We start from the raw sequence: 22,391 nt of genomic DNA on the forward strand, positions 1-22,391 counted from the left end.
ACCGGTGACTTCTCTGCCGGAGGACCCGACGCGACCCATCAGGGAAGACGACCGCGACACGGCCGTGCGGCGCCTACAGGAGGCGTACGCCGAAGGGCACATCTCGCACGAGGAGTTGGACGAGCGCCTCCAGCAGTCGCTCACCGCAAAGACGAACGGCGAACTCCTTTCGGCTCTGTCCTCGCTCCCGGAGGAGGACCCGGGCACCACGTCCACGATTGCCGCCGCCGGTGGACGGATCCGGCGGCGCGGCCCATGGCGGGTACCTCGGTTCCTCAAGGTCCACTCCGCGTTCGGAAGGGTGCACTTGGACTTGTCCCGGGCCGTCCTCGAACATCCGGTGGTCGACATCGAGTTGCAACTGGGCACCGGCAAAGCCAAGATCACGGTGCCTCGCGACGCGACGGTGGACGTCGAGGATCTGCACACCGGGTGGAAGGACCTGCTCTACAAGCCCCCGCGGCACGCCCGCCCCGGCGGCCCCAGGATCCGGATCTCCGGGGCGATGGGGTTCGGACGGTTGAAGATCCGCCACGCGCGGCGTTGAGCCCCGGGACGGTGTCGGTAGGTCCACCCCCTCCTTCGGTGTCCAGGCCCAGCGACGAGGAAGTCCGTGAGCGGCAGGATTCTCGTCATCGGCAGGAACGGCCGACGAGGAAACCCACCACACGGACTCCGGGGGACACCCATGAACGAAACCATCGCCAGGCGCCTGACGGGCCTCGCCGGCATCGCCGCCGCGGCCGCCCTCATCGCCGAAGTACCGCTGTACTTCATCTACTCCGGGCCGCCGCCGGACGCGAACGTCCTGGCCAGGCTGCTCATCGGCATCGTCGCGCTGGCGTTCCTGATCGTGTTCGTGACGGCCTTCCGTGAGCTGGTCAAGCGGGTGAACCCCGCCTACGAGTGGGTCGGCACGATGGCCTTCGCCACCGGACTGGTCTACGCGACGATCACCCTGGTCTCCAGCGGGCTGGAAGCCGGCGCGGTCATCGCCGCCGATCATGCGATAGACCCGACCATCACGGTCAGCGGCACCTACATCCTCTACGGGTCGATCGGCCGCATGATGCTCGCGCTCTTCCTGGCCGCGCTGGGCTACGGCATCTCCCGAACGACTCTGCTGCCGCGCTGGACCGCCCGCTCCGCGTACGTCCTGGCGGGCGTCAACCTGGCCTTCGTGCCGTCCTTGTTCTTCGGCAACGACCCCGCCCACTTCTACGCGGCGAACGGCTGGGGCACCACCGCCCTGATGGGCGCGATCCTCAGCTACTGGATGCTCGCCCTGGGCATCTCCACCTACCGCAGCGCGACACGACGTGCGCCCGCCGGTTGTCGTATTCCCCGGACATGACGTCAGACTGAATCCGGACGACGACCCACCGGAGGTGCGGAAGAGTGGAGCCGGCAGCGAAGGGACACCCGGTAGGTCTGTTCGTCGGCCTGTCCACCCTGGACGTCATCCAGCTCGTGGAGCATGTGCCGGGTTCCAACGAGAAACTGACGGCTCGTGAGCAGACAGTCGCCGCGGGCGGTCCCGCGGCGAACGCGGCCGCGACGTTCTCGCATCTGGGCGGCGCGGCCGGGCTGCTCACCGCGATCGGCTCCCATCCGCTGGGACATGCGGTCACGGCGGACCTGAACCGGCTGGGTGTGACCGTGACGGACCTGGCAGCCGAGTCGCCCGACCCGCCCGCCGTGTCCTCCATCCTCGTGACCGCATCCACCGGCGAACGCGCTGTCGCCTCGACCAACGCGACCGGAGTCCGGCTCGTCCCGCCCGACGGTCTCGACGCGTTGGTGGCGGCCTGCGACATCGTCGAACTCGACGGCCACCACATGGAGTTGGCCCTCGCCACAGCCCACGCCGCACGGACCGTCGGTCGGCCGACCGTCCTCGACGGCGGCAGCTGGAAGGCCGGAATGCAGAGCCTGCTGCCGTCGATCGACGTGGCCGTCTGCTCGGACGACTTCCACCCGCCCGGCACGTATACGCCGGCCGACACCCTGAAGTTCCTGCAAAAGCACGGAGTTGCCTGGACGGCGGTCAGCCGGGGAGGTCGGTCGATCGTCTGGGCGGGCCCCGACGGCGGCGGCACAGTGGACGTGCCTCCCGTCCGAGTGGCGGACACGCTGGGAGCCGGTGACGTCCTGCACGGAGCCCTCACCCATCACCTCGCGGTCCAGGGCCACTTGACCCCGCAGGGGTTCGTCGAGGCCCTGCGGGGTGCGGCCGAGGTGGCCTCATATGCGTGTGCCTCGTTCGGCACCCGAGCCTGGATGCGGAGAGAAGAAGCCGAAGGCGCGCAGTTCGACCGGCCATCTCACTGAGCCTGTGCATTCCGGGCTGTTGGACGCTCACACACCGATGCGTTCGACCAGTCGGACATTGTTCGAAACCTCTTGACGCTGCCCCACAACCCGGCTGACACTCTCGCAACACGACGTCACACAGCCGAAACGAACAAGGCGCCCTGGCCGCAGCGCCCGTTCCCGGCCGGCTCCCCTTGCCTTTCCCTTCCTCCGTCAGCCATGCCTCAGCAGGGAAACACACATGACGTACATCGCAGGTCAGCGCACCCGTGCGAGACGCAGGGCGGGCCGTCTCGCCGGCCTGATGGCCGCGTCACTGTTCCTGTGCCTCGCCGCGCCCGCACTCCCCGCGCGGGCCGCGGTCACCGCGGACGTGAGCGCAGGGCCGGCCCTCTGGTACAAGCTGGACGCCGCCTCCGGCAACACCGTGACCGACGCCTCCGGCAACGGCCTCGACGGCACGGTGAGCGGGACCGCCGACTGGTCGGGCAACGGGCAGGGGCTCGCCTTCAACGGCTCCGACACCTACGTCAAGGTGCCGGACGACGTGATGAAGGGCATGGACGCGATCACCGTCTCCACCGATGTACTGATCGACTCCGCGCAGTCCACGCCGTACTTCATCTACGGCTTCGGCAACTCCAGCGGGAGCAGCGGGAACGGCTATCTGTTCACCACCGGCAACTCCCTGCGCACCTCGATCGCGACCGGCAACTGGTCGACGGAGCAGACCACCAGGCCGGCCGACTCCCACAACCTGACCCGCGCGGTGTGGAAGCACCTCACCTACACGCAGACCGGTTCGACCGGTGTGCTGTACGAGGACGGCGTCGAGGTCGGCCGCAACACCTCCGTCACCATCACCCCGGGCGCCATCGGCTCCGGCACGACGACCGCCAACTTCATCGGCAAGTCGGTCTACTCCGGCGACAGGCTCTTCAAGGGCAGGATCCGCGACTTCCGGATCTACGACCGTGCACTGGACGCCTCCGAGGTCGAGGATCTTGCCCTGCCCGTGGCCACACAGGGCGTCGCCGACGACAAGGCGGCCCTCAGTCTCGGTGACACCTCTGCCGTCACGGCCGACCTGGACCTGCCGAAGACCGGGACGGCCGGCGGCTCCACGATCAGCTGGGCCGGCGACAACACCTCCGTCGTGTCCGACACCGGCAAGGTCACCCGTCCCGCGGCCGGTGAACCCGCCGCCCACGCCACGCTCACCGCGATCCTGAAGAAGGGCCCCGTCACGGACACCAAGACGTTCGACGTCACGGTCCTCCCCGACTTCGACGACCGGACCGCCACCGAGCAGGCCGCCGAAGCCCTCGCCGTCCACAACCTCGACGACGCCCGCGGCAACCTGACCCTTCCCGCGCAAGGTGACTACGGCACCGACGTCGCCTGGTCCTCCGCGAACCCGGACGTGGTCTCCGCCGACGGCGTGGTCCACCGGCCCGCGCGCGGCGACGGCTCCACCACCGTCGAGCTGACCGCCACCGTCACCAAGGGCGAGGCACGGACAACCCGCACCTTCACCGCCGAGATCCCCGAACTCCCCGCGCACGAAGCCCTCAAGGGCTACATGTTCAGTTACTTCACCGGCGAGGGCACCTCGGACGGCGAGCAGCTCCACTCCGCCCTCAGCAAGGGCGACGACCCGCTGAAATGGCGGGAGTTGAACGACGGCAAGCCGGTCCTGACGTCCACGCTCGGTGAGAAGGGCCTGCGCGACCCGTTCATCATCCGCTCCCCCGAGGGCGACAAGTTCTACCAGATCGCCACCGACCTGCGGATCTACGGCAACGGCGACTGGGACGCCGCCCAGCGCACCGGCAGCAAGTCCATCATGGTCTGGGAGTCCACCGACCTGGTGCACTGGACGAACCAGCGGCTGGTCAAGGTCTCCCCCGACAGCGCGGGCAACACCTGGGCGCCGGAGGCGTTCTACGACGCGCGGCTCGGCGAATACGTCGTCTTCTGGGCGTCGAAACTGTACGACGACGAGGCGCACACCGGCGACACGTACAACCGCATGATGTACGCGACCACCCGCGACTTCTACACGTTCAGCGAACCCGAGGTCTGGATCGACCGCGGCTACTCGGTCATCGACTCCACGATGATCCAGCACGACGGCATGTACTACCGCCTGTCGAAGGACGAGCGGAACAACAGCTCTTCGACTCCCAACAGCAAGTTCATCTTCGAGGAGAAGAGCGACTCGATCCTCGACCCGTCCTGGGACGCGGTGGCCGAGGGCATCGGCAAGGGTGCGATGAGCGCCGCCGAGGGGCCGTTGGTCTTCAAGTCGAACACCGAGGACAAGTGGTACGCGTTCCTCGACGAGTTCGGGGGCCGCGGCTACATACCGTTCGAGACGACCGACCTCGATTCCGGGAACTGGACCCCGTCCACGGACTACGACCTGCCCGCCAGGCCGCGCCACGGCACCGTACTCCCGGTCACCCAGGCCGAGTACGACCGGCTGCTGCGTGCCTACCAGCCGGACCAGTTCGTCGAGAGCGTCGAGGACGTGTCCGTGCGGACGCGGATCGGTGACGCCCCTGTACTGCCCGCCACCGTGATCGCCACATACGCCGACGGAGTCGAGCGCCCCACCGCGGTGACCTGGGAGGACGTACCGGAGTCGCAGTACGCCCAGGCCGGTACCTTCACGGTGACGGGCAGCCTGCCGGACGGCGCCGCGATCCCGGTCCGCGCCGAGGTCACCGTCTCGGAGGAAGGCCCGGACGTCCCGGCCGACCTGCTCCTCGACTACGACTTCGACGAGACGGGCGGCACCATCGCCCGGGACTCCAGCGGCCACGGCTACCACGGCACCTACGTCCGTACACCCGACTTCGGGACCGGCGTGCACGGCGGCTCGTTCAGAATGTCCGGCGACTCCGCCACGTCCCCCTACGTCAAGATCCCGAACGGCGTGCTGAAGAACGCCGACAGCGTGACCGTGTCGACGTACGCCAAGTGGCAGGGCGGCAACAGCTTCCAGTGGCTCTTCGGGTTCGGGCCCGACAGCGACAGGTACCTCTTCGCCACCCCCTCGAACGGCGGCTCCAGCCTCTACTCGGCGATCACGAAGGCCAGTTGGTCGGCGGAGTCGAAACTGACCGCAGGTTCGCAGCTCACGCCCGGTGAGTGGCGGCACGTCACGGTGACCCTCGACGGCTCGACCGGCACGATGGTCCTCTACGTCGACGGTGTCGAGGCGGCCCGTACGACGACGACCATCAGGCCGTCCGAGCTGTACGACGCGAACAAGGACTACAGCGGCTACATCGGCCGCTCCCTGTACTCGGCCGACCCCTACTTCGCCGGCGAGGTCGACGACTTCCGCATCTACGACCGGGCCCTGTCGGCCGCGGAGGTCATGGAGCTCAGCGGGAACACCGCCGGAATCGCCAAGGCGACGCACCCCGCGCTGAAGGTCGACGCGCTCATCGACAACGCGAACGGCAGGATCACGTTGCCGATGGCGGAGGGCACCGATCTCACCGCCCTCGCACCGGAGTTCACCCTCGCCCGCGGCGCGGCGATCAGCCCCGCGTCCGGCAGCGTCCATGACTTCACCGAGCCGGTGACGTACGAGGTGACGGGGTCCGACGGCACGAAGCGGACCTGGACGGTCTCGGCGCTGATCATGAAGAGCCCGGTGCTGCCCGGGCTCAACGCCGACCCGAACATCGTCCGCTTCGGTGACACCTTCTACCTGTATCCGACGACCGACGGCTTCGAGGGCTGGAGCGGCACGCAGTTCAAGGCGTACTCCTCCACCGACCTGGTCCACTGGAAGGACCACGGCGTCATCCTCGACCTCGGCCCGGACGTCTCCTGGGCGGACAGCAGGGCCTGGGCGCCGACGATCGCCGAGAAGGACGGCAAGTACTACTTCTACTTCTGCGCCGACGCGAACATCGGTGTCGCGGTGTCCGACTCGCCGACCGGTCCGTTCAAGGACGCGCTCGGTCAACCGCTGCTCAGAGCAGGCCAGTTGAGCGGGCAGATGATCGACCCGGCGGTGTTCACCGACGACGACGGGCAGTCGTACCTCTACTGGGGCAACGGTCACGCCTATGTGGCTCCGCTGAACGACGACATGACCTCCATCGACACCGCGAAGGTCGAGGACATGACGCCCAGCGGCTACAACGAGGGCACCTTCGTCATCAAGCGCCAGGGCACCTACTACTTCATGTGGTCGGAGAACGACACCCGCGACGAGAACTACCGCGTCGCCTACGCCACCGGCCCCTCCCCCACCGGCCCGTGGACCAAGCGCGGCGTGATCCTGGAGAAGGACCTCTCCCTCGGCATCAAGGGTCCCGGCCACCACTCCGTCGTCCAGGTGCCGAACAGCGACGACTGGTACATCGCCTACCACCGGTTCGCCCTCCCCGGCGGTGACGGCACACACCGCGAAACGACCGTCGACAGGCTTGAGTTCGACGCTGACGGCCTGATCGAGAAGGTCGTGCCCACCCTGACGAGCATCGACCCGGTGACGATCGTGCACGCCGGTCCGGACGCCACCGGGAAGGAAGGCGACGCCATCCGGCTGGGCGGCACGCTCTCCGGTGCGGGCAGCGCGAAGTGGACGGCCCAGGCGGGGGCGCCCTGCACCCTCGCCGACCCCGGGGCGGTCACGACGACGGTCACCTGCACCGACGACGGCACCTACGAGCTCACCCTGACCGGCGGCCGCAGCAGCGACACGGCCACCGTCGAGGTGGCCAACGCGGCACCGTCCGTCACCTCCGCCGAGGGCCCGCGCTCCCCGGTCCCGGTCGGCAAGCGGGCCATCGTCACGGCCCGGTTCACCGACCCGGGCACGAGCGACACCCACACCTGCACGGTCGACTGGAAGGACGGCAGCGAGCCACAGTCCGGCACGGTCACCGCCACCACCTGCCGGGCCGAACACACCTACGGCAAGGCGGGCATCCGCCGCCCGGTGATCACCCTCATCGACGACGAGGGGGCCTCGGACAGCAGGACCCTCCCCGAACTGATCGTCTACGACCGCTCCGCCGGACCGGCCCTCGGCACCGGCGTCTTCACCTCCCCGGCCGGCGCCTCCCCCACCGACCCGGACCTGACCGGGAAGGCCGCCTTCTCCTTCGCCGCGCTCTATGCGAAGGGAGCCACCGTTCCCACCGCAAGGGCCTCCTTCGACTTCGGTCCGGCCCGGCTGAAGTTCCGCTCGACCGCCTCCGACTGGCTCGTGGTGACCGGCTCGCAGGCCGTCCTCCAGGGCTCCGGCACGGTCGACGGCACCCGGGGCTACACCTTCCGTGTCACCGCCACCGATGCTCCGGACTCCTTCCGCATCAGGATCTGGAAGACGTCCGGCGGCGAAGTCCTCTACGACAACGCCACCAGCCCGAAGCTCAAGGGCATCATCACCCTCACCCCCAGGAGGAAGCCCCCACATGAGTCCACGACAGGCCCAGGAAAGCACTGACCGAGCGGCGATATCCCGGCGCGGCAAACTGGTCGTCGCCGCGCTGGCGGCAGCCCTCTTAGTAGGCCCCGGCGTCGCTCAGGCCGCCCCGCAGACGGCACCCGTTCCCCAGGAACAGGTGGCGGCGGCCACCATCACCTGGACGCTCGAGCGGGCGGCCAACCCCACGCAGGACCAGTTGACGGCGTACAACCTCATCACGACGGCCATGAACGCAGCGGTGGCCCGGTACAACAACCTCAGCGACCTGGGCAAGACCATCACCGTCCGCTACGACCCGAGCGTGCCCACCGCCGACGGCAACATCAACGGAACCATCCGGTTCGGCAACCGCGGTTACATGACCGAGCGGACCGCGCTGCACGAGATCGCCCACACGATCGGCGTAGGCACCAGTTCGGGCTGGAACTCCCTGGGCTCCAGCGGAACTTGGCGTGGTGCGCAGGCCACGGCGCTCGTCAGGCAGTTCGACGGTTCGAGCGCCGCGCTGTCCACCGGCGGCGGGCACTTCTGGCCCTACGGCCTGAACTACGAGAACGAGTTCTCGAGCACGGCGGCCGACCGCCATGTCCAGATCGTCGCCGCCATGGTGCGTGACGGTCTGTGACTCCAGGAAGGTGGCTCAGCGAGCGCATCCGGGGTCCGGGGCTCCGGGTGCGCTCTCGTGCGTTGCGGAATCCGCTGGTTGGCCGGAGCCGAGACACCGTTCACCCCACCTTCACCACCAGGACGCACACCTCTCCCCGCTCCCAGCCACTCTGGTGCCGCCACCCCTCATGTGCTCCTCGGCGAAAGGCCATTGCTGACATGCGCCCTGAACGGTCGCGCACCACAAGACGCTTCGGCACGAGAACCGTGACCGCACTGGTGGCCACCGCCCTAGCGGTGGCCGCCCCCTCTCCCGCCACGGCGGCCGAGAACCCCTCTTCCCTCGTGGACCCCCTCATCGGCTCCGCGAACGGCGGCAACACCTTTCCCGGCGCCACCCTCCCGTACGGGATGATCGCCTGGTCCCCGACCAGCACCACGGGCGACCAGACCAGCACGGGAGCGGCCAACGGCTACCAGTACGACACGACGCGCATCCGGGGTCTGAGCCTGACCCATGTGAACGGAGCCGGCTGCAATCCCGGTGCCGCGGGCGACGTACCGATCATGCCGTTCGTCGGTGACGTCACGTCCTCGCCCTCCGCGGACACCAAGGACGCCGTGTACGCCGCCGACTTCTCGCACGCCGACGAGAAGGCCGTGCCCGGCCGCTACACCCTCGGCCTCAAGTCCGGCGCCACGGCCGACCTTTCGGTCAGCAAGCGCGCGGGCGTCGCGGACTTCACGTTCCCGAGCGACCGCCCGGCCAACCTGCTCTTCCGCGTCTCCAACTCCCTCAACGGCAGCGAGGACGCGCACGTCGACATCGACGCCGCCCACCGCAAGGTGACCGGCTGGGTGCTCACCGGCGCCTTCTGCGGCCGCCGCGCCAACGGCGGGGTCAACAACCGCAAGAGCTACTACAAGCTGCACTTCAGCGCCTCCTTCGACCGTGCCTTCAGCTGGGTCGGCACCTGGAAGGACGGCACGCTCTCCCCCGGCTCGACGACGGCCTCCGGAGGCGAGGGATACGCGACCGGCGCGGACCGTGCGGGTCGCGGCTCCGGCGGCTGGGTCGGCTTCGACACCGGCTCCGACAACGATGTCCACATGCGGCTCGGTATCTCGTACGTGAGCCTCGCCGGCGCCGAGGCCAACCTGCGGGCGGAAGTCGCGCCGGACGCGAGCGTGGCCGACGTGGCCGAGGCCGGGACGCGGGCCTGGGACCGGGAACTGAACACCGTACGGATCAAGGGCGGCAGCGCGGCCCGCCGAGAGACCTTCTACACCGCGCTCTACCACTCCCTCATGCAGCCGAACCTGATCAGCGACACCGACGGCCGCTACTGGGGCATGGACCAGGCCGTGCACCGGCTGGCGCGTGGCCAGGGGGCGCAGTACAGCAACTTCTCCGGCTGGGACCAGTACCGCGCACAGATCCAGCTGCTCGCCTTGCTGAAGCCCACCGTGGCGGGCGACTTCGCGCAGTCGCTGTACAACTTCGCGCGGCAGAACGGCGGGGTGTGGGATCGCTGGGTGCACGTCAGCGGCGCCACCCATGTCATGACCGGCGACCCGACGGCGGCGACGCTGGCGACCTTCTATGCCATGGGCGTGCGCAACTTCGACTACAAGGGGGCCTTCGACTCGCTCGTCCGCCAGGCCACAGTGCCCCACCCGGACGGGCTCTCGGACGCCGGCTGCCCCGGCCAGTGCGTCGGTCAACGCCCCAACCTGGCCCAGTACTTGAACTCGCAATACGCCGCCCAGGACGTGTGCCACTGCTGGGGCGGTGCCGCCGAGACCCTGGAGGACGCCGTCGCGGACTCCGCACTCGCCAAGTGGGCGAAGCTGCTCGGCCGGGAGACGGAGGCCGAGGTCTTCACCGAGCGCGCCGCCTACTGGCGCAACGTCTTCAACCCCGAAGCCACGACCGACGCCGGCTACATCCAGGCCCGCAGGCTGGACGGCTCCTGGGTCACCCCCTTCAACCCCGCCAGTGACCTCGGCTTCGCCCAGGGCACCAGCGCCACCTACACCTGGATGGTGCCGCAGGACGTCCAGGGCCTGGCCGCCGCGATGGGCGGCCGGGAAGTCGCCGCGGCCCGGCTGGACGGCTTCTTCCACAAGGCGGACGGCTCCTGGTCGGTCCGCGGCGGCGACCCACTGCGCTACGACCCGACCAACGAGCCCGGCATTCACGCCCCTTGGCTCTACAACGCGCTCGGACAGCCCTGGAAGACCCAGGCGACGGTGCGCCAGATCCTCGACACCGTCTACGGCACCGGACCCGCGGGTCTGCCCGGCAATGACGACCTGGGCACCATGTCCGCCTGGTACGTCTTCTCCGCCCTGGGCCTGTATCCGCAGACCCCGGGCAGCGCCTCCCTGCTGCTGGGAGCCCCGGTCTTCCCCACCGCGGTGGTGGACCGGCCCGGCCCCAGGGACATCACCATCAGTGCGCCCGACGCCGACGACACCCACACCTACGTGGACGCCGTGCGCCTCGACGGGCGGGCGCATCGGAAGTCCTGGACGGACGCCGGTCTGACACGCTCGGGCGGCTCTCTCACCTTCCGGCTCACCGAGCAGCCGAACACCCGGTGGGCGACCGACCCGGACGACCTGCCGAAGTGACACCCCTGTGGGCCCGGCATGCCCGGGCCCACACCGGCCTTCCCAGGACGCCTACGCCGATTCACGCAGCCGCAGTTGCGCCCCGACCACCAGTTCGTCACGGCCGAGCGGGCCGCTTCCGGTCAGCAGCCGGGCGGCCTGTTCGACGGCGAGCGCACCGAGCCCCCGCGTGTCCAGGGCCACCGTGGACAGCGGCGGTTCGACGAGCTCGCCCAGTTGGAGGCCGTCGAAGCCGATCACGGCAAGGTCCCGGGGTACCTGCCGGCCGAGTCGACGCGCGGCACGCAGGGCTCCTATGGCGACGATGTCGTTGAACGTGAACACGGCGGTCACGTCGGGGTGCCGGACGAGGAGGTCCTGGAGTGCGCTGTCCCCGCCCCCGACGCTCTGGTCGGCGCGGCTCACGGATCCGGCGTCCAGTCCGCACGCCGACATCGCGGCGTCGAACCACTCGTGGCGGATACTCGGCTGGGACCGTTCCGCGTGATCGAGCATGCCGATGCGCCGGTGCCCGGACTCGACCAGATGCCTGATCGCGGCGTGGACGCCCTCCTTGCCGTCGATGCGGATCGAGCTGAACCGCTCGGTGCGGTCCTCCCGGTCGATCAGCACCACAGGGAGCCCTCGGGTCAGCTTGTCGATCTCGTCCTCGGACTGGCTCAGGTACCCCACGACGGCGTCCACCTGCGAGGCGATCACCTCGAGCGTGCCCCGCTCCTCCTCGATGCGGTCACCGGTGTCGTAGACGACCACATGCCAGCCGCGCCCCCGCGCCGCGTCCAGCGCGGCGGCCGCGACCTCGGTGAAGAAGGGGTTGAGCAGATCGGGGATCACCAGTCCGACGCTGATCGTGTCCTGGCGGACGAGTCCCCGGGCGAACCGGCTCGGCCGGTATCCCAGCGCAAGGGCGGCGTCCAGGACGCGCTGCTTGGTGGTGACACCGATCTCGCCCTTGTCGTTGAGGGCCCGCGACACTGTCTGCCGGGACACCCCGGCGGCCTGGGCCACATCGTCGATCGTCACCCTGCGGGGTCCGGTCCCCGACGACGCCATCACTCACCTCCGCGAAATTGCCGACGCGCGTGCGCCGCAGGGACACCGAGTATGCCGGGGGGCGACGGAGCCTTGACACTCCGGCGTATGGAAGCCCACACTCCCAATCAATTCCCGTTACCGCTCCCGTGAGCGCTCACGTTACCGCTCACGGCCACTCATTCCAACCAGAAGGCATCCGCCTCCAGGTGTCAACGTCGACCCGCCTAGCACTGCCGCTAGTCGTTATCTGGAACGGAAGATATGAGCAGCACAGTCACACGTACTCGCCTCGTCATCGCAGCCGCGGCCGCCGGCGTGGTCGTCCTCGCCGGATGCTCGTCGTCCGACTCGTCGTCCGACAGCGCGTCCGGCCCTTCCTGCGAGCCCTCCAAGGGCAAGGTCACCCTCCAGTACTGGAACACCGTCAACGGCATGGACAAGGTCGTCGACCTGTGGAACAAGGAACATCCCGACATCCAGGTCGAGACGAAGAACATCTCCAACGACCAGTACGGAGCGATCGGCAACGCCCTGAAGGCCGGTAAGGCACCGGACCTCGCCCAGGTCGGCTACGACCAGCTGCCCACCCTGCGCTCCCAGGACGCCTTCGTGGACGCCTCGGCCTGCAAGACGGCCGCCGACGCCAAGTCGAAGTTCGTCCCGTGGACCTGGTCGCAGTCCAGCTTCAACGACAGCGGGGTGTTCGCCCTGCCGCAGGACACGGGCCCGATGGCCCTGTACGTCCGCACCGACATCTTCAAGAAGTACGACGTCCCGATCCCGACGACGTGGGACGAGTACGCGAGCGCCGCGGCGAAGCTGCACAAGGCGGACCCGAAGCTCACCATCACGTTCTTCGACCCGAACAACGCCGAGTGGTTCAACGGGCTCCTCTGGCAGAACAACGCGGCGATGTACAGCTACTCCGGCGACAAGTGGCACGTCACCGTGGAGTCGGACAAGAGCAAGCAGGTCGCCGACTACTGGCAGAAGCTGATCGACGACAAGCTCGTGCGCACCGACCTCGCCAACGGCTCGACGCAGATGTTCGCCGCCTACCAGAACAACCAGATGGCCACCCAGGTCGGGGCCGCCTGGGGCTACAGCGGCATCCGGGACAACCTGCCCGACCAGGCCGGCAAGTGGTCGATCGTCCCCATGCCGACGTGGGGTGCGAGCGGTAACTCCGGCGACTGGGGCGGCTCGACCGTCGCGTTCATGAAGGGCGGCAAGCACCTCTACGAGGCGGCCGAGTTCAACACGTGGCTGAACACCGACCCCGAGGCGCTCGCGATGTCGAACGAGCTGGGCGGCCTGTACCCGGCGTCCAACGACGGGCTGAAGCTTCCGGCGCTGGCCAAGGGCGTGCCGTACTACAACAACGAGAAGATCTTCGACGTCTTCGCCGAGTCGTCCAAGAAGATCGACACCGACTTCGCCTGGGGGCCCACCCAGAAGACGGTGAACCTGGCGCTCCAGGACGCGATGGCCAAGGCGGCGGCCGGTGACGGCAAGCTCACCGACGCGCTCGCGGCCGCCCAGTCCGCCGCGCTGAAGTCGATGCAGGACCAGGCGATCCCGGCCACCGCGGGCAAGTGATCACAGCATGACCGACATCGCCACCCGTCCGACCGACGCGGTGTCACCACCGCCCCGGGGTCGCCGCCGTCCACGACTGGACGGCGGCGGCCCCCGGGCCGGCACCATCGTCGCGTTCCTGACGCCCTTCTTCCTGCCGTTCGTGCTGTTCTACCTGGTGCCCATCGGCTACGCGCTGTGGCAGAGCTTCCGCGTGGTGCGCCGCTCCGGCGGACAGTACGGCACCTCGTACACCACCTTCGGTGGTTTCGAGCAGTACGTGGAGGTGTTCCAGAACGACGAGTTCTGGTCCAGCATCGGCCGTATCGGCCTGTTCGGCATCGTGCAGGTGCCCGTGATGCTCTTCACCGCGCTGATCATGGCGCTGCTCCTCGACACCCACCTGCTGAAGCTCAAGGGGTTCTTCCGCACCACCGCGTTCATGCCGTACGCGGTGCCCGGCGTCATCGCCGCGATCATGTGGTCGTATCTCTACTCGCCGCAACTCAGCCCCGTCGTCGACCTGTTGAACCACATCGGTCTGGACCCCGACTTCCTGGGCCCGGGTGCCGTGCTGTGGTCGACGGCGAACGTCTCGACCTGGCTGTGGACCGGCTACAACATGCTGATCATGTTCTCGGCGCTCCAGTCCATCCCGCAGGAGCTCTACGAGGCCGCGCGGATCGACGGGGCCGGCAACTGGACCATCGCCTGGCGCATCAAGGTCCCGATCATCGCCCCGTCCATCGTCATGACCACGGTGTTCTCGATCATCGGCACACTTCAGCTGTACTCCGAGCCGGCCGTGCTGCGGCAGATCTCGTCGAACATCTCCAGCACGTTCACCCCGAACATGCTGGCGTACACCGTGGCCGTCGGGAACAACTACCAGCAGGCCGCGGCCATTTCGGTGGTCATCGCCGTCATCACCTTCGTCTTGAGCTTCGGATTCATGCGACTGACCTCCAAGAGGGCGGGACTGTGAGCAATCGACCCCCTGTCCAGGAAAGCCGCGTGAGCCGTACGGCCGTCATGGCGCTGATGCTGGTGCTGGCGATCTACTTCCTGCTGCCGCTGTACTTCCTGATCGTCGCGGCGACGAAACCGCAGGGCGACCTCGCCTCCACCAACGGCCTGACGTTCTCGAACTTCCAGCTGTTCGACAACCTGCACACCCTGTTCACCTTCAACAACGGCATCTTCGCCCGATGGATCCTCAACACGGTCGTCTACGCGGTGCTGGGCGCGGCCGTGGGCACCCTGATCTCGGCGTTGTGCGGCTACGCGCTCGCCAAGTTCCGCTTCCGCGGCCGGGAGTTCCTGTTCTCGGTCATCCTCGGCGGTGTGCTGGTCCCCAGCACCGCGCTGGCGCTGCCGCTGTTCCTGCTGTTCTCCGAGGTCGGGCTGGTCAACACCTACCTCGCGGTCTTCCTTCCCAGCATCGTCAGCCCGTTCGGCGTCTACCTCGCGAGGATCTTCGCGAACGCCGCCGTGCCCCAGGAGCTCATCGAGTCCGCGCGCCTCGACGGTGCCGGTGAGTTCCGCACGTTCTTCTCGGTGTCGGTCAGGCTGATGTCGCCGGCGCTGGTGACCATCTTCCTGTTCCAGTTCGTCGGCATCTGGAACAACTTCTTCCTTCCGATGGTGATGCTCCAGAAGGAGTCCCTCTTCCCGATCACGCTCGGCCTCTTCACCTGGAACGGGCAGACCGCCCGCTCCCCGCTCCTCCAGGAGTCCGTGATCACCGGCTCGCTGGTGTCGATCGTGCCCGTGATCATCGTGTTCATCCTGCTCCAGCGGTTCTGGCGCACCGGCCTCGCCGCCGGCTCGCTGAAGTGACGTCCTCCCCCCACACAGAAGGTCTCTGGCACCATGTCCAACCCTGCTGTCTTCGTGCCCCACTTCCACTGGGACCGGGAGTGGTACGAGCCGTTCCAGGTGTTCCGGCACCGGCTCGTCACCGCGCTCGACACCGTGCTGGAGACGGCCGAGGCCGACCCGGACTTCCGGTTCACCGTCGACGGGCAGATGGCCGCGGTCGAGGACTACCTGGAGATGCGCCCGGAGAACCGTGACCGGGTCGCGGCGCTGGTCGCCGAGGGCCGGCTCGCCGTCGGGCCGTGGCTGATCCTGCTCGACGAGTTCCTCTGCTCCGGCGAGACCATCGTCCGCAACCTCCAGATGGGGTGGGCGGCCGCCGAACGTCTCGGCGGCGCGATGCCCATCGGCTATCTGCCGGACATGTTCGGGCACGTCGCGCAGATGCCGCAGATCCTGGCGCGGGCCGGCATCGAGCATGCGGCGCTGTGGCGCGGGGTGCCCGGAGCGGTCGACGGCCACGCCTTCCGCTGGCGGGCCCCCGACGGTTCCGAGGTCCGCACCGAGTTCCTCTTCGACGGGTACGACAACGGCCTGGACGTCCTGCTGGTGCCGGACCGGATCCGCAGCGCGCTCGCCGAGTACGCCGAGATGACGGCACAGCGGTGGGGCGGTGACCCGGTGCTCGCCATGTCCGGCACCGACCACAACGCGCCCGACCCGCAACTGGCGGCCTGGCTGCGGAAGGCATCCGGCGAGGAGCGCCCCATCACCGTCGCCACGCTCGACGAGTACATCCGGGGGCATGTACGGGACGAGGTGACCGCCGTCGTCACGGGTGAGCTGCGCAGCCATGCGCGGGGCAACATCCTCCCCGGCGTGCTGTCCGTGCGGCTCGGGCTCAAGCAGCGGATGGCCGCCGCCGAGCGCACCATCGACCACGCCGAGCGCATGAACGCCCTGTGGTCGCGGCGCGACGACTCGTCGTTCCTCGAACTCGCCTGGCACAAGATCATCGAGTCGACGGCCCATGACTCGGTGGTCGGCTCCGGCACCGACGAGACCTGCGACCAGGTCGCGGCGCGGCTCGCCGAAGCCGCGCAGACGGCCCGCGCCGTCCGGGACACGGCGCTCGCCGAGCCCGCAGCCCGGGTACCCAGCGACGCCTACCTGGTCGCCAACCCGCTGCCGTCGGCGCGTACGGCACTGGTCGAAGTGGATGTCGTGGCCCCGCCGAAGGGCACCACGCTGATCGCGACCTCCGCCGACGGATCGACGCATCCCGTGCAGCTGGTCTCCGAGGCCCCGACCGTCCTCAGCGACGAGCGCATGGACGCCTCGCAGCTCGAACGCGTGCTGCGCCGCATCCACCGCCGCGAGCTGTTCGGCCTGCTGATCGACCACTACGAACTCACCCCGAACTCGCTCGTGTTCCACCTCGCCGAGGTCCCGACCGGTGGACCGTTCGACCTGCTGATCCTGCGCGGCGAGGTCGCCGCCGCGGCCGCCGACTATCCGGGCGAGTGGCAGGTAAGGACGCTGGCGGAGGCCCGGGCCACCGCGCTGGTGCCCGTGCACGTCCCCGCCTCGGGGCTGGCCGGTTTCCGGGTCGCGGCGAGCGACGAACCGGCCGCCCAGGCGACGCGCGCACCCGCGCGGGCAGCGGTCACACCGGCTGCCGACGCCCTATCGAACGGGCTGATCGAGGTCGTCGTAGCCGATGACGGCACCCTGGACGTGACCGGGGCCGACGGCACCGTCCTGCATGGAGTGGGCCGCCTCGTGGACGGCGGTGACCGCGGCGACAGCTACAACTACGCGCCTCCGGGCCGGGATGTGCTGGTGTCGCAGCCGGCGCAGGTCACCGTCGAACTCGTCGAGAACGGCCCGCTGCGCGCCAGGTTGCGCGTCACACGCGTCTACGAATGGCCCGCCACGCTCTCCTGCGACCGGGACCGGCGCAGCGACGACACCATTGCGACGCCGGTGGAGATGCTCGTGGAGGTCCGCGCGGGCGAGCCGTTCGTCCGTGTCTCCACCGCGTTCCTCAACCGGTCCGCCGACCACCGGCTGCGGTTCCATGTGCCGCTGCCCAAGCCCGTGGACACGTCCGCGTCGGCCGGGCAGTTCGCCGTCACCGAGCGTGGACTGACCGCCGAGGGCGGCTGGGGCGAGTACCCGCTCCCCACCTTCCCCGCGAGTTCCTTCGTGTCGGCCGGCCCGGCCACCGTGCTGCTCGACCACTCCGGCGAGTACGAACTCGTCGACGACGGCTCCGCGCTCGCCATCACCCTGCTGCGCGCCATCGGCTCCATCAGCGTCAACATCCACCCGCTCCGTGACGAGCCCGCGGCGAGCGAGATCCCCGCACCCGGCGCGCAGGATCTCGGCATGCGCATCGAGAACCGGTTCGCCGTGCTCCCCTCGGCCGCCGGCTGGCAGGGGGCGAACGCGGTCGCTCTCGCCGAGGAGTTCCGCAACGACGTGCTCGTCGCCCGCGGGACCGCGCCCGCCGAGGGCCAACTGCCCCCCGATTCGAGTGGTGTGCGGGTCGACGGCAAGGACGTCCTCGTGTCGAGCATCCGCCGTGTCCACGACGACGATCGCGGTGAGGGGACCGAGGTCCGGCTGGCCGCGATGAGCGACACGCCCTCGACCGTCCGCGTGACCGGCCGCTTCACCGAGGCAACCACGGTCGACCTGCTCGGCCGGCACCTCTCCGGGACACCGGTGGACGACGGGCTCGAACTCGCCCTCGGCCCCTGGGAGATCCGCACCGTCGTGGTCCGCTGACCGGCCGCGACCGACGCTCGGATGCCCCACCCGCTACCAAGAAAGAGTTGTGACCTCTTGCCCTCCAAGCTTTCCGCGTACGTCGAGGACACCGCACCCGGACACGGCGCTCTGCGCCCGGCACGCTCGTGGCTGCACTCCGACGCCCCCTCCCTCTCGCTCAACGGCCCCTGGCGCTTTCGTCTGTCCCCCACGGCATCGGTGGCAGCGGGCTTCGCCGCCGAAGGCTTCGACGACCAGGGTTGGGACAGCATCCCGGTGCCCTCGCACTGGGTGCTCGAAGGCGATGGAGCCCACGGCGGGCCGATCTACACGAACATCCAGTTCCCGTTCCCGATCGACCCGCCCCATGTCCCGGACGAGAACCCGACCGGCGACTACCGCCGTCACTTCGACCTCCCCGCCGCCTGGTCGGACGCCGACCGTGTGGTGCTGCGGTTCGACGGCGTCGAGTCGCTCTTCAAGGTGTGGGTGAACGGCGTCGAGATCGGCAGCGCGAGTGGCAGCCGGCTGGCCCACGAGTTCGACGTGACGTCCGCGGTGCGCCCGGGCGACAACGTCGTCGCCGTGCGGGTGCACCAGTGGTCGGCGGCCAGTTACGTCGAGGACCAGGACCAGTGGTGGCTGCCCGGCATCTTCCGCGATGTCACCCTGCTCGCCCGCCCGGCCGGGGGCATCGAGGACGTCTGGCTGCGGACCGGGTTCGACAACGGACACGGGCGCATCGACGCGGAGGTCGTCGCCGACCCGGCGGCCTTCCCCGTCACGCTCCGCATCCCCGAACTCGGCATCGCGCACGTATGGGCCACGGCGGCCGACGTGGGCCCCCTCGACGTCGCAGGCGTGGAGCCCTGGTCGGCCGAGCAGCCCCGCCTGTACGACGCCACCGTGTCCTCGGCCGCGGAGAGCATCGCGCTGCGGGTGGGTTTCCGTACGGTCGAGATCCGTGGTGACCGGTTCCTGGTCAACGGTCGCCGGGTCGTGTTCCACGGGGTGAACCGCCATGAGGCCCATCCCGAGCGCGGCCGGGTCTTCGACGAGGAGCACGCCCGCGAGGACTTGGCCCGCATGAAGCGGTTCAACATCAACGCCATCCGCACCAGCCACTACCCGCCGCATCCGCGGCTGCTGGACCTCGCCGACGAACTCGGCTTCTGGGTGGTCCTCGAGTGCGACCTGGAGACGCACGGCTTCGACAAGGTGGGCTGGGTCGGCAATCCGAGCGACGATCCCGCCTGGCGCGAGGCCTGTCTGGACCGCATCGAGCGCACCGTCGAGCGCGACAAGAACCATCCCAGCATCGTGATCTGGTCGCTCGGCAACGAGGCGGGCACCGGCGGCAACCTCGCCGCCATGTCGGCGTGGGTCCACGCGCGCGACGCCGAGCGCCCCGTGCACTACGAAGGTGACTACACCGGCGAGTACACCGACATCTACTCACGCATGTACGCGTCGGTGTCGGAGACCGAGCGGATCGGTGCCGACGGCATCCGCTCCGCCCTGCTGAACTGCACTCCCGCCCAGAGCGCCCGGCAGCGGACCAAGCCGTTCCTGCTCTGCGAGTACGCCCACGCGATGGGCAACGGTCCCGGAGCATTCGACCAGTACGAGGCACTGGTACACGAGTACCCGCGGCTGCACGGCGGCTTCGTCTGGGAGTGGCGCGACCACGGCATCCTCGCCACGGCCCCGGACGGGACGCCGTACTACGCCTATGGCGGCGACTTCGCAGAGGTCGTGCACGACGGCAACTTCGTGATGGACGGCATGCTGTTGAGCGACGACGTCCCGACGCCCAGTCTCCACGAATACAAGGCAGTGGTGCAGCCGGTCCGCTTCACGTTCGACGGCGACAAGGTCGAGTTCACGAACCTGCGGCACTCGGCCGACACCTCGGACCTGCGCTTTTGCTGGCGCGTCGAGCACGACGGGACGGCCGTGGACTCCGGGGATCTGGAGGTGCCCGTCGTCACGGCGGGCGAGTCGGGGCGGGTGACGCTGCCCGGGATCACGGTGTCCCCGGACGCCGAGACATGGCTCACCGTCGAGGCCGTACTGGCGACGGGAACCGCTTGGGCACCTGAGGGGCATGTGATCGCGACGGCCCAGCTGGACTGCTCCACACGTCGCCCTGTCCCTGCTGTCCGGTCACGGAGGGACTGGCGGCCGGACGACGGGACGCTGACGCTCGGAATCGCCGACTTCATCGACGGATCCCTCGCCCGTCTCGACGGCCGCGCGGTGACCGGTCCGCGGCTGGAGCTGTTCCGCGCGCCGACCGACAACGACGAAAGCCCGTCCGACAGACTCCAGGACAGCGACGCCAGCATCGCCGGAGTCTCCAGCGCCGACCTGTGGCGTCGCGACGGCCTCCACCGGCTCACCACGCGGCGCATCTCCGTGGAGCGCGCCTCGGACGCCCTGCGCACCGTCGACAAGGTCTCCGCCGCGGACTCCGCCCTGTCGGTGACAGTGGAGTCCATCTGGTCCCTCGAAGACGGCGAACTGGAAGTGCGGGTGGAGATCGAGCCTTCACTCGGCTGGCGGACGGTGTGGCCGCGGATCGGGGTGCGCTTCGATCTGCCCGACGGCGAGGCCCCCGTCGACGGCGCCGAGTGGTTCGGACTGGGCCCGCACGAGTCCTACCCCGACAGCATGCGCGCGGCACACACCGGGCGTTTCTCCTCCACCGTCCGCGACCTCTCGGTCGCCTACGCGCGCCCCCAGGAAACCGGGCACCGCTCCCGACTACGCCGGCTGACGCTCGCGAGCGGCGACAGCGAGGTGCTCCGCATCGCGGCCATCCCCGACACACACGGGCGGCGCCCCGGCTTCACCCTCAGCCGCCACACCCCGCAGCAGATCGCGCAGGCCGAACACCCCTTCGAGCTTCCCGATTCGACGACGAGTCACCTGATCATCGACGCGGCTCAGCACGGGCTCGGCTCACGGGCCTGCGGACCGGATGTGTGGCCCGAGTACGCGCTGCGCCCTGAAGCGCGCACGATCAGGCTGCGCATCGCGGCAGGGTAGGTCCGATGCCGGGCTCTCCAAGTCGCCCCTCGTACAAGGCACATGACATGTCCGAGTACGATCATCGCGTACTCGGTCTGTACCGTTCATCTGTACCGTTCACGGGCGCGATGGAGCTGCCATGACGACCAACCCACAGCCGTCTCTGCCGATCGACACCAGCAAGGCGCACCCTGCGCGGGTGTACGACTGGCTGCTCGGCGGCAAGGACAACTACCCGGTCGACGAGGCAGTCGGGGAGAAACTGCCGGCCGAAGCCAGGGATGCCGCTCGGCAGAACCGTCAGTTCATGCACCGGGCGGCGGCCTGGCTCGCCGGGCGGGGCATCGATCAGTTCCTGGACATCGGCACGGGAATTCCCACCGCGCCCAATCTCCACCAGATCGTCCAGAACATCGCGCCGTCGGCGAGCGTCGTCTACACCGACAACGACCCGATCGTCCTGCGCCACGCCGAGGCGCTGCTGATCAGCCACCCCGACGGGGCCACGGACTACATCCAGGCCGATGTACGCCGGCCCGAGGACATCGTCCGGCACGCCCGGCACGTCCTGGACTTCGACCGCCCGATCGCGCTGTCGCTCATCGCGCTGATGCACTTCATCACCGATGAGCAGGACGCCCACGGCATAGTGCGTGCTCTGGTCGACACGCTTCCGTCGGGCAGCTATCTGGTGCTGTCGCACGCCTCGTCCGACCTGTTTCCGGAACTCGCCGCACAGGTCACCGCCGAGTACGCCAAGGGCGGCATCCAGCTCGGCTTCCGTACCCGACCGGAAGTGGAACGCTTCTTCGACGGCCTCGACCTCGTTCCGCCCGGCCTGGTGACGGCAACGGAGTGGGTCCAGCCGACCCTGACGTCGGAACCGGAACCCAGCGGCATCTACTCGGGAGTGGCCCGCATCTCCTGAGCGGCGTCGCCGCCGGGGCGGAAGTGAGGAAGGCTCGGACGCATGGTTTCGGTAGTGCAGAACGTGGCGATCGACTGTGACGAATTCTGCGTTCTGCGCAGCGAGTCCGGCCGAGCCGCGACGACCGGCTGACGCACAAGGGGCACATCCCCCACAACCCCCTTACATATCACGGTAGTTACTCAGGGGCTCCTCAGGGTTCAGCAC

Annotated in this window: 13 protein-coding genes; 12 read left to right on the forward strand and 1 reads right to left on the reverse strand. The window is 69.0% G+C overall.

What is annotated here, in order from left to right:
- Positions 1-4 precede the first annotated feature (4 nt).
- From ACIHFB_RS01690 to ACIHFB_RS01715, 6 genes are all read left to right on the forward strand, one after another.
- Positions 5-547, forward strand: a complete 543-nt coding sequence (locus tag ACIHFB_RS01690) for a DUF1707 domain-containing protein (protein WP_365268437.1) — start codon at positions 5-7, stop codon at positions 545-547.
- A 141-nt stretch (positions 548-688) separates the two neighbouring features.
- Positions 689-1,354 carry a hypothetical protein gene (locus tag ACIHFB_RS01695; protein WP_400124894.1) on the forward strand — a complete coding sequence of 222 codons (666 nt, stop codon included), beginning with the start codon at positions 689-691 and terminating at the stop codon, positions 1,352-1,354.
- Between the two features lie 44 nt (positions 1,355-1,398).
- Entirely contained in the window at positions 1,399-2,331 is a 933-nt protein-coding gene (locus ACIHFB_RS01700; RefSeq protein WP_400124895.1) for a PfkB family carbohydrate kinase, read from the forward strand.
- A gap of 223 nt (positions 2,332-2,554) precedes the next feature.
- The gene (locus ACIHFB_RS01705; protein ID WP_400124896.1) at positions 2,555-7,792 is read left to right on the forward strand and encodes a family 43 glycosylhydrolase; all 5,238 of its coding nucleotides are present in this window, start codon (positions 2,555-2,557) and stop codon (positions 7,790-7,792) included.
- Positions 7,761-8,399, forward strand: coding sequence for a hypothetical protein (locus ACIHFB_RS01710; RefSeq protein WP_365268449.1), 639 nt, complete (start codon positions 7,761-7,763; stop codon positions 8,397-8,399). Before ACIHFB_RS01705 ends, ACIHFB_RS01710 begins: the two co-directional genes overlap by 32 nt.
- 200 nt (positions 8,400-8,599) lie before the next feature.
- Entirely contained in the window at positions 8,600-11,017 is a 2,418-nt protein-coding gene (locus ACIHFB_RS01715; RefSeq protein ID WP_400124897.1) for a GH92 family glycosyl hydrolase, read from the forward strand.
- Between the two features lie 51 nt (positions 11,018-11,068).
- Here the strand turns inward: ACIHFB_RS01715 and ACIHFB_RS01720 are convergent, their stop codons facing one another.
- Positions 11,069-12,070, reverse strand: a complete 1,002-nt coding sequence (locus ACIHFB_RS01720) for a LacI family DNA-binding transcriptional regulator (protein WP_365268454.1) — start codon at positions 12,068-12,070, stop codon at positions 11,069-11,071.
- A gap of 243 nt (positions 12,071-12,313) precedes the next feature.
- On the opposite strand from ACIHFB_RS01720, the gene ACIHFB_RS01725 reads away from it, so the two are divergent.
- From ACIHFB_RS01725 to ACIHFB_RS01750, 6 genes are all read left to right on the forward strand, one after another.
- On the forward strand, positions 12,314-13,651 hold the full coding sequence (locus ACIHFB_RS01725; protein WP_365268457.1) for an extracellular solute-binding protein: 1,338 nt from the start codon (positions 12,314-12,316) through the stop codon (positions 13,649-13,651).
- 7 nt (positions 13,652-13,658) lie between these two features.
- Entirely contained in the window at positions 13,659-14,615 is a 957-nt protein-coding gene (locus tag ACIHFB_RS01730; RefSeq protein WP_365268460.1) for a sugar ABC transporter permease, read from the forward strand.
- A gap of 47 nt (positions 14,616-14,662) precedes the next feature.
- On the forward strand, positions 14,663-15,469 hold the full coding sequence (locus tag ACIHFB_RS01735) for a carbohydrate ABC transporter permease (RefSeq protein WP_365270975.1): 807 nt from the start codon (positions 14,663-14,665) through the stop codon (positions 15,467-15,469).
- Between the two features lie 33 nt (positions 15,470-15,502).
- Positions 15,503-18,241, forward strand: a complete 2,739-nt coding sequence (locus ACIHFB_RS01740) for an alpha-mannosidase (protein ID WP_400124898.1) — start codon at positions 15,503-15,505, stop codon at positions 18,239-18,241.
- Positions 18,242-18,262: 21 nt separating this feature from the next.
- Entirely contained in the window at positions 18,263-21,274 is a 3,012-nt protein-coding gene (locus ACIHFB_RS01745; protein WP_400124899.1) for a glycoside hydrolase family 2 TIM barrel-domain containing protein, read from the forward strand.
- Between the two features lie 121 nt (positions 21,275-21,395).
- Complete coding sequence (locus tag ACIHFB_RS01750) at positions 21,396-22,184, forward strand: SAM-dependent methyltransferase (RefSeq protein ID WP_365268469.1); 789 nt, start codon at positions 21,396-21,398, stop codon at positions 22,182-22,184.
- Positions 22,185-22,391: the final 207 nt, after the last annotated feature.

Origin of the sequence: Streptomyces sp. NPDC051963, assembly GCF_044593495.1 — a bacterium.
Classification (GTDB): Bacteria; Actinomycetota; Actinomycetes; order Streptomycetales; family Streptomycetaceae; genus Streptomyces.